This is a genomic window from Bradyrhizobium genomosp. I (2014) (genome assembly GCF_000261685.1).
Lineage (GTDB): Bacteria > Pseudomonadota > Alphaproteobacteria > Rhizobiales > Xanthobacteraceae > Bradyrhizobium.
Window position 1 is genome coordinate 1 of record NZ_AJQE01000013.1, and the last position, 11,975, is coordinate 11,975.

Annotated in this window: 14 protein-coding genes; 5 read left to right on the top strand and 9 right to left on the bottom strand. The window is 66.2% G+C overall.

All coding sequences use genetic code 11. From position 1 onward, the window contains the following. Positions 1-729: adenosylcobinamide-phosphate synthase CbiB (gene cbiB / locus IC50_RS00915; RefSeq protein ID WP_035699439.1), on the bottom strand; the 729-nt coding region annotated here is incomplete at its 3' end. A 126-nt stretch (positions 730-855) separates the two neighbouring features. Here cbiB and cobU point away from each other — a divergent pair. From cobU to bluB, 3 genes are read left to right on the top strand one after another with little or no spacing between them, the layout of a single operon-like run. Beyond that, positions 856-1,359 (top strand): bifunctional adenosylcobinamide kinase/adenosylcobinamide-phosphate guanylyltransferase, encoded by a 504-nt coding sequence (gene cobU, locus IC50_RS00920; RefSeq protein ID WP_035699417.1) that lies wholly within the window; start codon positions 856-858, stop codon positions 1,357-1,359. Further along, positions 1,356-2,141: an adenosylcobinamide-GDP ribazoletransferase gene (gene cobS, locus IC50_RS00925; RefSeq protein ID WP_035699419.1), complete on the top strand. Its 786-nt coding sequence runs from the start codon at positions 1,356-1,358 to the stop codon at positions 2,139-2,141. The genes cobU and cobS overlap by 4 nt, the downstream gene beginning before the upstream one ends. A 4-nt stretch (positions 2,142-2,145) precedes the next feature. After that, positions 2,146-2,778, top strand: coding sequence for a 5,6-dimethylbenzimidazole synthase (gene bluB, locus IC50_RS00930; RefSeq protein WP_035699421.1), 633 nt, complete (start codon positions 2,146-2,148; stop codon positions 2,776-2,778). A 42-nt stretch (positions 2,779-2,820) separates the two neighbouring features. Here the strand turns inward: bluB and IC50_RS00935 are convergent, their stop codons facing one another. Continuing rightward, positions 2,821-3,732 carry a LysR family transcriptional regulator gene (locus tag IC50_RS00935; RefSeq protein WP_035699423.1) on the bottom strand — a complete coding sequence of 304 codons (912 nt, stop codon included), beginning with the start codon at positions 3,730-3,732 and terminating at the stop codon, positions 2,821-2,823. Between the two features lie 128 nt (positions 3,733-3,860). On the opposite strand from IC50_RS00935, the gene IC50_RS00940 reads away from it, so the two are divergent. Both IC50_RS00940 and IC50_RS00945 read left to right on the top strand, forming a co-directional pair. After that, a complete protein-coding gene (locus IC50_RS00940; protein WP_035699424.1) occupies positions 3,861-4,799 on the top strand; it encodes a ring-cleaving dioxygenase in 939 nt (312 codons plus the stop codon). Continuing rightward, entirely contained in the window at positions 4,796-5,422 is a 627-nt protein-coding gene (locus IC50_RS00945) for an alpha/beta hydrolase (RefSeq protein WP_035699426.1), read from the top strand. Before IC50_RS00940 ends, IC50_RS00945 begins: the two co-directional genes overlap by 4 nt. 111 nt (positions 5,423-5,533) lie before the next feature. On the opposite strand, the gene IC50_RS43660 is transcribed toward IC50_RS00945, so the two are convergent. From IC50_RS43660 to IC50_RS00975, 7 genes are all read right to left on the bottom strand, one after another. Further along, complete coding sequence (locus tag IC50_RS43660) at positions 5,534-5,668, bottom strand: hypothetical protein (protein WP_271525501.1); 135 nt, start codon at positions 5,666-5,668, stop codon at positions 5,534-5,536. A gap of 235 nt (positions 5,669-5,903) precedes the next feature. Beyond that, a complete protein-coding gene (locus tag IC50_RS00950) occupies positions 5,904-7,400 on the bottom strand; it encodes an ABC transporter substrate-binding protein (RefSeq protein WP_035699428.1) in 1,497 nt (498 codons plus the stop codon). Positions 7,401-7,455: 55 nt separating this feature from the next. Then, positions 7,456-8,460, bottom strand: coding sequence for an ABC transporter ATP-binding protein (locus IC50_RS00955; protein WP_035699430.1), 1,005 nt, complete (start codon positions 8,458-8,460; stop codon positions 7,456-7,458). Then, positions 8,457-9,470, bottom strand: coding sequence for an ABC transporter ATP-binding protein (locus IC50_RS00960; protein ID WP_035699441.1), 1,014 nt, complete (start codon positions 9,468-9,470; stop codon positions 8,457-8,459). Before IC50_RS00960 ends, IC50_RS00955 begins: the two co-directional genes overlap by 4 nt. Before the next feature lie 2 nt (positions 9,471-9,472). After that, the gene (locus tag IC50_RS00965; protein WP_035699432.1) at positions 9,473-10,360 is read right to left on the bottom strand and encodes an ABC transporter permease; all 888 of its coding nucleotides are present in this window, start codon (positions 10,358-10,360) and stop codon (positions 9,473-9,475) included. Then, positions 10,357-11,307, bottom strand: a complete 951-nt coding sequence (locus IC50_RS00970) for an ABC transporter permease (RefSeq protein WP_035699434.1) — start codon at positions 11,305-11,307, stop codon at positions 10,357-10,359. Before IC50_RS00970 ends, IC50_RS00965 begins: the two co-directional genes overlap by 4 nt. Positions 11,308-11,406: 99 nt before the next feature. Then, a partial coding sequence (locus IC50_RS00975; RefSeq protein WP_035699437.1) for an amidase family protein occupies positions 11,407-11,975 on the bottom strand: 569 nt, incomplete at its 5' end.

Here is an 11,975-nt window from a genome sequence, read left to right on the forward strand (position 1 = left end):
CGAGCGGTGACGGCGCGCATCGCGGGTCATGCACGACAGCGCCTCCGATCGCTGCGGTGCCAGCAGCACGAAGAGAAATCCGGTCAGCCGCGCCGGAATGAAATTGGCGACATCGTCGATGCGCGCCGCAGCCCACCCAAAGGCTTCGTGCCGTTCGCTGCGATGGCCGATCATGGAGTCCAGGGTGTTGATGGCCTTGTAGCCGAGGATTCCGGGCAAGCCGAACAGCGCGCCCCAGAACACGGGCGCCACGATGCCGTCGGAGGCGTTCTCCGCGAGACTCTCGATCGCCGCACGCGCGATGCCGGCTTCATCGAGCGCTGCGGGATCGCGGCCGACGATGTGGGACACCGCGTCTCGTGCAGCGGCGATGTCGCCGGCCTGCAACGGAGCTGCGACGGCGGCAACGTGGTCGTGCAGCGAGCGCAAGGCGACCAGGGGCCAGGCCAGGATGCCCACCAGCATGATCTGGATCCAGCCTGAGGGAAGCAAGGATTGAAGCCCCCAGCCGAGCGCGACCGAGAGCGCGATCACCACGAGCGCGGCGGCAACGCCGGCAGCACGGCGCGACGCCGGCGGATCGGACGCGCGATTCCAGGCGGAGTCGATCGCGGCAATCAGCCAGCCCAGCCAGGTGACGGGATGGCCGATCCGCACGAACAGCGACGACGGCCAGCCCAGAAGGGCATCCACCGCCATCGCCACTGCCATGGCCCCCGCAAATTCCACGCAAATCTCCCGTCTCGCTCCGCCCCTGTTGCGCAAGACGGCGGCCGAGCGCAAGTCCCTCGCCGCATGATTTCGGCTTTGTCTTTAGGCGCGTTTGATGATTAGTGCTGGCGACAGGAGACCTTCATGGCCGTCATCTTGATCACCGGCGGAGCGCGATCGGGCAAGAGCACCCGGGCGGAAGCGCGCGCGCGCAGCTTTCCCGGCCAGCCCGTCTACGTCGCGACCGCCGAAGCGCTCGACGGCGAAATGGAGGAACGCATCGCACGACACCGCGCGCGGCGCGGAGCCGACTGGATCGAGCGCGAAGTCCCGCTCGATCTCGTGCCGGCGCTGCTCGCAACCGATGGCGGCGGCGCACGGCTGGTGGATTGCCTGACGCTGTGGCTCTCCAACCTGATGCATGCGGCGCGCGACTGGGAGCGAGACGTGAGGGAACTCGCCGGCGCCCTGCCCCGCTTGAGCAGTCCCGTCGTCCTCGTGACCAACGAAGTCGGCCTCGGCATCGTGCCCGACAACGCGCTGGCGCGCAGCTTCCGCGATGCCGCCGGGATCATGAACCAGGTCATTGCGTCTGCCGCCGATGAAGTCGAATTCGTCGTCGCCGGCCTGCCGATGAAGCTGAAATGATCCCGCGCGCCGAGCTCTTGCGAGACGTCGTCGCCGATCTCAGGATCGCAGCATCGTTCGTCACGATCCTGCCCGTCGCATCGTCCAAGCCCGCCGGCGACGGCGCGATCGCGCGCGCGACCTGGGCGCTGCCCGTCGCGGGACTGCTGGTCGGCCTCGCCGGCGCGTTGATCTACAAGATCTCCATTCGCTTCGGACTTACACCGGGCCTTGCCGCCCTGCTCGTGCTGGCCACGACCGCTCTCATCACCGGCGCGCTGCACGAGGACGGACTTGCCGACACCGCGGACGGACTCGGTGGCGGACGGACACGCGAGCGCAAGCTCGAGATCATGCGTGACAGCCGGATCGGGACCTATGGCGTCTGCGCGCTGATCCTGTCGTTCGGCCTGCGCTGGAGCGCGCTTGCGGCGATCGCAGATCCATGGGCCGTCATGCTCGCGCTGTGCGCTGCGCACGCAGCAAGCCGCGCCGGCGTGCCGGCCTTCATGTCGCTGGTCGCTCCGGCGCGGCCTGACGGGCTATCGGCCAACGCCGGTTCGCCGCCGGGCCGCAGCGTCGCCATGGCCTTCGCCGTTGGAACGCTCGCGCTTGCCCTGGCGTTGGGCCCGGGCAAGGCGCTGGTCGGCCTGGTCCTGCTGTCGCTCGCCGGTCTGATGCTGGCGCGGCTTGCGATACGCCAGATCGGCGGGCAGACCGGCGACATCCTCGGCGCGTTCGAGCAGACGGGCGAGATCCTGATCTCGCTGGTTGCCGCCGCATCTTTCCAGACGGGACATTGACGTCATGGTCGAGTTCGACGACGCCTTCCGCCAGCACTTGCGCGAGCTGTTCGTGTGGCGCCGCGACGTCCGCCACTTTCGGACCGATCCCCTGCCGGACGGCACTATTCCTCGCCTGATCGAGACCGCCTGCCTGTCGCCCTCGGTCGGCCTCAGCCAGCCCTGGCGCTTCGTCATCGTTGACGATCACGCAACACGCCGCGCCGTGATCGAGGACTTCAAATCGTGCAACGCCAACGCGCTGAACGCCTATTCCGGCGACCGCGCAACGCGCTATGCCACGCTGAAACTATCGGGCCTCGAGCAGGCCCCCGGCCACCTCGCCGTGTTCGCGGACAAGGCTAGCAGCATCGGCCACGGCCTCGGCCGCGCGACCATGCCGGAGACGACCGAATATTCCGTGGTCGCCGCGATCACCGCGATGTGGCTCGCCGCACGCGCCGATGGCATTGGCCTTGGCTGGATATCGATCCTGAGCCCGGATCGGATCCGCGCCATTCTCGACGTGCCCAGCGCCTGGAAGTTCATCGCCTATCTCTGCATCGGCTATCCGGAAGTCGAATGCGACCGGCCTGAGCTGGAGCGGGCGGAATGGGAATACCGACGCGGTGCGGACGAGTTCACGCTGCGGCGCTAGTCAGGCGCGGCTGCCCCCTCGATCCGTTCGAAGCCTCGAGTCTCAACGCGCCCGCACACCTGCCTCGTCCTCCCGCCCAAACCGCTCGACCAGAAAATCGATGAACAGCCGCACCTTGACCGACAGATGCCGCGTCGGCGGATAGACTGCGTACAGCGCGAGCGGCGGCGCGGAATAGTCATGGAGCACGACGCGCAACTCGCCTTTCCGCAAGGCATCGGCGGCGATGAAATCAGGGAGCAGCGCCAGTCCCCTGCCCTTGATCGCGACGTCGCGCAGCACCTCGGCATTGTTGACGCAGAGCGACCAGGCCGGCTGGATCCAGTGATCGCCGTCGCTGCCTGAGAGCTTCCACTGGTTGCCGGTGAGCAGGAAGCCGTAGGTCAACGAGGCGTGCTCGCGCAGATCCTGCGGATGCTTTGGCGTGCCGTGGCGCGCGAGATAATCGGGCGAAGCGCAGACCATGCGCGCCACCGGCATGATTTTTCGCGCGATCAGGCTCGAGGACTCCAATTCCGCAATCCGCAACGTCACGTCGAAACCGTCCTGCACGGGATCGAGCAGATCGTCGCTGAGCACGATCTGGAGCTGCAGTTCCGGATAGCGCGCCATGAAATCGGCCAGCACCGGCCCGAGCCGCATGGTGCCGAACGACATCGGCGCGTTGACGCGTAGCAGGCCCCGCGGCGCCGACTGCGCTTGCGTCACCGCCTGGTCGGCGGCCTCGATCTCCGAGAGGATCACGACGGCGCGATCGAAATAGCGCTGGCCGTTCTCGGTCGGACTGGCGTGACGCGTGGTCCGGTTCAACAGCTGGATGCCGAGGCTCTCCTCGAGGTCGGCGATGTATTTGCTGATCGCCGAGCGCGACAGCCGCAGCTGCCGGCCCGCCTCGGCAAAGCTGCCGCTTTCGACCACCTTCACGAAGGCCCGGAGGCTGGCGACCTTATCCAAGGGGCCGCCCCGGCGATTGTTTCCAAATCATAGACATAGCCGTCATAATTGCATGGATTGTCTCCAATCCAAAGCGGAACAATATTTCCAGCCAGAGCAAGACACTCCCCGAGCTTTGGAGGACGACAATGTCTGGACTTCACCATGTCACCGCGATCGCCGGCGATCCCATCAGGAATTTCGGATTCTACACCCGGGATCTCGGCCTGCGTTTCGTCAAGAAGACGGTCAATTTCGACGATCCTGGCACCTATCATTTCTATTATGGCGACGAGACCGGCCGGCCCGGCACCATCCTGACCTTCTTCCCGTGGGCGGGCGTTCCGGCCGGACGCCGCGGCGTCGGCGAAACCCATCAGACCGCTTTCCGCGTGCCGCAACGCTCGCTCGGCTACTGGACGCAACGCTTCATCGAGAAGGGCATTCCTCACGAAGCCCTGGAGAAGCGCTTCGGCGAATCCGTGCTGCCGTTCACCGACCCGGACGGCATGGCGCTCGCACTGGTCGGCATCCCCGGTGCCGAGGACGAGCCCGGCTGGAGCAACGGCGATGTGCCGGCCGAACATGCGATCCGCGGCTTCCACGGCGTGACCTTGCTGCTCGACAGCGCGGCGAAGACCGCGGCCGTTCTCACCGACGTGTTCGGCTTCAAGGAGACGGGACGCGAAGGCTCGGTGATCCGCTTCAAGGCATCAGGCGATGCCGAAGGCAGCATCGTCGACATCTACGAGGCCAAAGGGTTCCTGCGTGGACATCAGGGCGGCGGTTCGGTGCACCACATCGCCTTCCGCGCGGCTGACGATGCCGAACAGGGCAAGATGGCGCAGAAGCTCGTCGGCAATCACGGCCTGCACCCGACCGAGCAGCGGGACCGCAACTACTTCCGCTCGATCTACTTCCGCGAACCTGGCGGCGTGCTGTTCGAGATCGCGACCGATATCCCCGGCTTCGCCGTCGACGAACCCGTCGCGACGCTGGGGCGTGAGCTGAAGCTGCCTGTTTTCCTCGAACAGCATCGCAAGCAGATCGAGGACGTGCTGCCGAGCCTGGAAGAGACTGTGTCATGACCGAAAGCGCTTTCATTCATCATTTCGAGCCCGCACGCGATGCGGGCTCACCTCCGCTGCTGCTGTTGCACGGCACGGGCGGCGACGAGAACGACCTGCTCGGCCTCGGCAAGATGATCTCGCCCGGCGCCGCCCTGCTCTCGCCCCGTGGCCGCGTGCTCGAGCACGGCATGCCGCGCTTCTTCCGCCGCCTCGCCGAGGGCGTGTTCGACGAGGACGACGTGCGCCGCCGCGCGCGCGAGCTCGGCGACTTCGTCACCGAGGCGCGGCAGCGCTACGGCATCGCCGCGCCGATCGCGGTCGGCTTCTCCAACGGCGCCAACATCGCGGCAGCGCTGTTGCTGCTGAAGCCGGAGGCGCTTGCGGGCGCGATCCTGCTGCGCGCCATGGTGCCGCTGTCGGATCCGCCGAACGCCGACCTTGCAGGCAAGCCTGTTCTGCTGCTCTCCGGGCAGGCTGATCCGATCGTGCCGGCGAGCAATTCGGCGCGGCTCGCGACGCTGCTGTCGCAAGCGGGCGCGCGCGTGACCCACAAGGTCCTGCCGGCCGGCCATCAATTGTCGCAGGCCGACGTGACGCTGGCCCGCGACTGGATCGGCAACGTCGACTCCGAAGCGGCCTGATGGAGAAGCGGCGCAACGTTCACGAACGGTGCGGCTCGTTCACCTCTCCCGCTTGCGGGAGAGGGTGTGCACCTCCGTCTTTGCAGAAATCAAACCTCATCTCATCATGCTTTAGCCGACAAGTGCCGACTTGTACTCGCGTTCGCGTAAGTCGCCTGGGGTACGGTCGAGCGTCAAGGAGATCGGCGCCGCGGCGCTGACGGCCGCCGCGGCGATGCCGGCATCGCGGCGGGATGGTTTCTTCATGGCTGCCTGACGGCGTGTCCCTGACATGAGACCGCGACGACAGCGTCATGCCAGTGTTTTGCCCGACGGGTCAACGTCTCGGCGCATCGCGTCGACCATCCATCGCGCAACGCGCAAGTCATTGAAATGGCTAACCCCGGCTACTGTGCATGGGGTTGTTTTTTCATTTTTTGTTTGGAGCTGCCCTCTTCCGCAAGCGGAGAGGGCACAGCAACGGACGCCACCCCGCGCGCCCCTACTCCCAATGCCACGTCGAGAAATCGTTCTCGTATTGCGGCACGTCCTTCCAGACGCCCTTCAGCTTCTTGTTGGTGATGGTGATGAGCTGCGGCTGGTACAGGTAGGCGGAGACGGCGTCGGTCGCGAGCATGCGCTGGGCGTCGCCGAGAAGCTTTGCGCGTGCCGCCTCGTCCGGCGTCGAGACGATCTGCTTGTAGAGAGCGTTGAACTTCTCATTGTTGTAGCCGAGATAGTAGTCCGGCTCGGTGATCTTGACGAGGTCGAACGGCTCGACATGGCTGACGATGGTCAGATCGAAATTGTGCGGACCGTTGGGCGCGAACACCTGCGACAGCCACTGCGCCCATTCGACGTTCTCGATCTTGGCGATGATGCCGACCTTGGCGAGCTGGGCTGCGGCAATCTCGCCGCCCTGCCGCGCGTAGGACGGCGGCGGCAGCTTCAACGACAATTCGAGCGGCGTGGTGACACCGGCTTCAGCGAGCAGCTTCCTGGCCTTCTCGGGATCGTAGGGGTTGACGCCGGTGGTGTCGACATAGCCGAGCGCGCCGGGCACGTAGAAGCTGCCGATCGGCGTGCCGAAGCCGTCGACGGCGCCGTCGATCATGGCCTTGCGGTCGATCGCGGCGAGGATGGCGCGGCGGACACGGACGTCGTCCAGCGGCTTCTTGCGGTGGTTGATCGCGACGATGGTCTTGGCCCTGGAGCCGCCGACCAGCACCGTGAAGCGCGGATCGGCCTTGAACTGCGCGATGGTGCGTTGGGCCGAGACGCGCGGGAACGCGTCGACGTCGCCCGAGAGCAGCGCGGCGGTCTGCGCCGCCGGATCCGAGATGAAGCGGATGGTCACCTTGGACAGCTTGACCGCGGCGGCGTTGCGGTAGTCGGCCCATTTGGTCAGCGTGATCGAGGAGCCCTTGGCCCAGGCGCCGAGCTGATAAGGCCCGGTGCCGACCGGCTGGGTAACATTGGTTGGCGCGCTCTTCGGCTCCACGATCGAGCCGCTCGCCTGCCCGAGCAGGAACGGCAGGTTCGGCTCGCCATATTTCATCGTGATCACGACCGTGTCGGCGTCGGGCGTCTCGACCTTCTCGAAAGCCTGATACAGGCTCTTGTCCTTGTTGGTGCTGTTCGGCGCGGCGTTACGCTCGAACGAGAACTTCACCGCGGCGGAATTGAACGCTTCGCCGTTGTGGAATTTGACGCCCTTGCGCAGCTTGAACGTGTAGGTCTTCAAGTCGGGCGAAGCGGTCCAGCTCTCGGCCAGCAGCGGCGAGACCGAGCCGTCCTCGTTGATCTTGGTCAGCGTCTCATAGATGTTGTAGAGCGTGACCTCGGCGATCGCAGCCGCAGCGGCATTGGTGGGGTCGAGCCCCGGCGGCTCCAGCGCCATCGCCATGACGACGCTGTCCTTCTTGCCCTGCGCCAGCACCGGCAAAGGCGCGGCGGCAAGCGTGAGGGCAAATGCGACGATCGATAGTTTCCTGAACATGCGTAACTCCCCGGCCAGTTCTGTTCTTAAGCCTACGCCAATCCTGCTGAGGACACTAACCTTCCATGGCCGCCTGCGGCAACGCCATCACGGCCTCGGCCTTGTGGCAGGCGGCAAGGTGCCCCTCGCCGATCTTGCGTAACTCAGGCAGAACCGCGCGGCAACGCTGATCGGCGAGCGGACAGCGCGCGACATAGGGGCATCCGGCCGTTGCCGCCGATTGCGAGGCGATCGCCTGGCCCCCGCGCCGACGCCGGCCGCCGCCGGCGCGCGCCCGCGGCACGGCATCAAGGAGCGCTCGCGTATAAGGGTGGGCACAGCGCTCGAACAGATCTTCCGGCCGCCCCTGCTCGACGATCCGGCCGAGATACATCACCGCGACCTCGTCGCAGAGATAGTCGACGACGGCGAGGTCGTGGCTGATCAGGATGTAGCTGAGGCCGAACTGCTCCTGGAGGTCCTGCATCAGGTTCAGCACCTGCGCCTGCACGGAGACGTCGAGCGCGGAGACCGGCTCGTCGGCGACGATCAGCTTCGGCTGGGTGATCAGGGCACGCGCAATGGCGATGCGCTGGCGCTGGCCGCCGGAGAATTCGTGCGGATATTTGTCCATGTCCGCATCGCGCAAGCCGACCTGGCGCAGCACCGCGGCGACGCGCTCGCGGAACGTGGTGCGGTCGGCGCCTTCAAGCACAGTGAGCGGCTCGGCGACGATCCGCGCGATGGTCTGGCGCGGATCGAGCGAGCCATAGGGGTCCTGGAACACCATCTGGAAATCACGCCGCGCGCGGCGCAGCTCGTTGGCGGAGATCCGGTTGAGATCGCGACCGAGCAGCGCGACCCGCCCCGATGTCGGCTGCTCCAGCGCCATCACCAGCCGCGCGAAAGTCGACTTGCCCGAGCCGGACTCGCCGACGACGCCGAGACTCTTGCCGGCGGCGACCTGCACGCTGACCCCGTTGAGCGCACGCACCTGTCCCGGCGGCCGGAACAGGCTTTCGCGCGGCAGCATGTAGCGCTGTTCGAGATCCCTGACGTCAAGAAGCGGCACGGCAATCATGCGGTCAGCGCTCCGACGTTTTCGGCCATCGACACGTCCGTCCTGATGCAGCGCACGAAATGGCCCGGAACGACGTCCACCATCGGCGGCAGCGCAGCGCGGCACTGATCGATCACGAGCGGACACCGATCGGAGAAAGTGCAGCCGGAAGGCAGATCGGCGAGCTCCGGCACCGTGCCCGAGATGGTCGTCAGCCGCGTCCCCTTGCGCGCGCCGAGCTTCGGCCGGGCGCGGAACAGGCCCTGCGTGTAGGGATGTCCCATGCGGCGGAACACCTCGTCGGTCGGTCCGCTCTCGACGACGGTGCCACCGTACATCACCATCATGCGCTGCACGTTTTCGGCGATGACGCCGAGATCGTGCGAGATCAGGATCATCGACATGCCGCGCTCCTCGACGAGATCGGCGATGAGGTCGAGGATCTGGCCCTGGATGGTGACGTCGAGCGCGGTGGTCGGCTCGTCCGCGATCAACAGGTCGGGCTCACAGGCGAGCGCCATCGCGATCGTGATGCGCTGGCGCTGCCCGCCGGAGAACTGATGCGGATAGGCGTCGACGCGCCTGACAGCATCGGGCAGCCCGACGCGGTCGAGCAAGGCGATCGCCTCTTTCCGCGCCTGCGCCGCCGAATATTTCTTGTGACGGCGCAGCGGCTCGGCGACCTGATGGCCGATCGTGTGCATCGGGTTGAGCGCGGTCATCGGCTCCTGGAAGATCATGCTGATGCGGTTGCCGCGCAGGCGGCAATAGTCCGCATCGGACAGGCCGACGAGCTCGCTGCCATCCAGCTTGATGCTGCCGGCGACGACCGCACTGTCCGGCAGCAGGCCCATCAACGACAACGCCGTGACCGACTTGCCGCAGCCGGATTCGCCGACGAGCCCTAGCGTCTCGCCCCGCCTGAGAGCGAACCGGACCCCGCGCACGGCCTGCGCCAGCCCGCGGCTGGTATTGAGGCGGACGCCGAGATTGCTGACTTCGATCAGCGGCATGTTGGAGCGCTCGCCCATCATCATCGCTCCCGCGCCAGCCTGGGATCGAGCAGGTCGCGCAATCCGTCACCAAGCAGATTGAGACCCAGCACCGCGATCGCAATCGCCGCACCCGGATAGACCGCGAGCATCGGCGACTGGAACAGCAGCGTCTGCGCATCATTGAGCATCCGCCCCCACGACGGCTGCGGCGGCTGGGTGCCGAGACCGAGATAGGACAGCGCAGCTTCGGCGAGAATGGCGAGCGCGAACTGGATGGTGGCCTGGACGATCAGGATCGACAGGACGTTGGGCAGCACATGCTCGATGGTGATGCGAAAGCGCCCCTTGCCCGCGGCGCGTGCCGCCAGCACGAATTCGCGCGCCCAGATCGCGTTGGCCGAGCCGCGCGTCAGCCGCGTCAGTGTGGGTATCTGGAAGATGCCGATCGCGATGATCGAGGTCACCATGCCCGGCCCCGCCACCGCGGCGAGCATGATCGCGGAGAGCACCGCCGGAAAGGCGAAAGTGAAGTCGGAAAAGCGCATGATGATCTCTTCCGTCCAGCCGCGCCGGGCCGAGGCGATCAGGCCCAGCGTCACGCCGAAAGTGAGACCGATGCTGACGGCGATGACGCCGACCATGATGGTGGATCTGGCACCGGCGAGCAGCAGCGAGACGATGTCGCGGCCGAAGGAATCGGTGCCGAGCCAATGCGACGAAGACGGCGGCCGGAGTTTCGAGGCGATGTCGATCTCGTAAGGAGACCACGGCGTCCACAGCAGCGACAGCAGCGCCGAAGCGACCACCAGCAGTGTCAGTGCGCCGCCGAGCATGAAGCTCCGATGGCGCAGCGCACGGCGCCAGAACGTGCGGGCCGGCAGCGGTCGTGTTGCGATCGGCGCGTCAATGGTCAGGGGCGCGCTCACAGATCGTGAACCTTGATGCGAGGATCGATGAAGGCATAGAGCACATCGACCGCGAAATTAACGATGACGACCATGGCGGCGAGCAGCATCACGCAATTGCGCACCACGATCAGGTCGCGGTTGGCGATCGACTGGAAGATCAGCCTGCCGAGGCCCGGCAGGTAGAACACGTTCTCGATCACGATGGTGCCGGCGAGCAGATTGGCGAATTGCAGCCCCATCACCGTCATCACGGGGATCATGGCGTTGCGCAGCACGTGGCTCCAGAGCACTTCCCGCTTGCCGAGGCCCTTTGCACGCGCGGTGCGGACGAAGTCTTCGCGCAGCACCTCCAGCACCGCCGAACGCGTGACGCGCGCGAGGATCGCGGCCTGCACCACCGCAAGCGAGATCGCCGGCAACAGCAGCGACTTGATCCCCGGCCAGATGCCGTCCTCCCAGCCGGCAAAGCCGCCCGCCGAGAGCCATTGCAGCCGCACCGAAAACAAGAGCACCAAGAGAATTGCGAACCAGAAGTTCGGCAGCGCGATGCCGACCTGGGTCAGCGACATCACGCCGACGTCGCCGAGCTTGTTGTGGTTGGCGGCGGTGTAGATGCCGGCCGCAAGCGCCAGCGTCACGGTGATCGTCATGGCCATGATCGCGAGCGGAATGGTCAGCATCAGCCGCTCCGCGATCAGGCTGGCGACCGGCGTGCCGTAGACATAGGAGTTGCCGAGATCGCCGACGAGCAGCCCCTTGATCCACTGCAGATAGCGAACCGCCAGCGGCTGGTCGAGCCCGAGCTTGACGGTGAGCGCGCGGACTGCATCCGCCGATGCATCGGCGCCCATCAGCATCTGCGCGGCATTGCCGGGAAGAGCGTCGAGCACCAGGAAGATGATCAGCGATGCGCCGACCAGCGTCGCCAGCAAGGTCAACAGACGTCGGAGGACAAAGACGCTCATGCGCGCTCGGATTCAGGGCTTACCCGCGGCACGATCAACATGTCCGGACGCCGGAGGCAAGTCCTTTGCACACAAGCCCCTTGCTGCATGCCCATCTCCTCAAGCCGGCCAGCGGGACAGAAGATCGCTTGAAGCCTCGAACAGTGCGCTCACGCGCAGCAATTCCGCGTCAGCGCGGAAGCGACCGACGAGCTGAAACCCGATCGGCAGGCCGTCGCGGGCAAAACCGGAGGGCAGGCTCACAGCTGGGTGGCCGGTCATGTTGAAGGGCATGGTCCAGGGGAACCAGTGCGGCCGGACGCTGTCGAAATGCCGACCGTCGATCTCGATGGTGCCGAACAGATCCTGCTTGATCGGCAGCGCAGTGCGCGTCAGGGTCGGCATCGCCAGGAAGTGACCGCGCGCAAGCAGCGATTGCATGCGGCGGAACAGCGCGGTGCGCGCGAACATTGCCTCCTGGTAGTCGACGCCGCTGACCTCGGTGGCGAGCGCGAGCTGCTTGAGAAAGGCCTCGCTCAGCTGGTCCTTGTGTTCAGTCGCCAGTTTTGCGAAGCGCGTGCGCCAGACGGTGTGGTTGATGGCCCGCCAGATCGGCTCGATGTCAAAGCCTTCGCCGGAGAACTCCTCGAGCTCGGCACCCAGGCTCGCGAGCCGATCGAGGCTCGCCT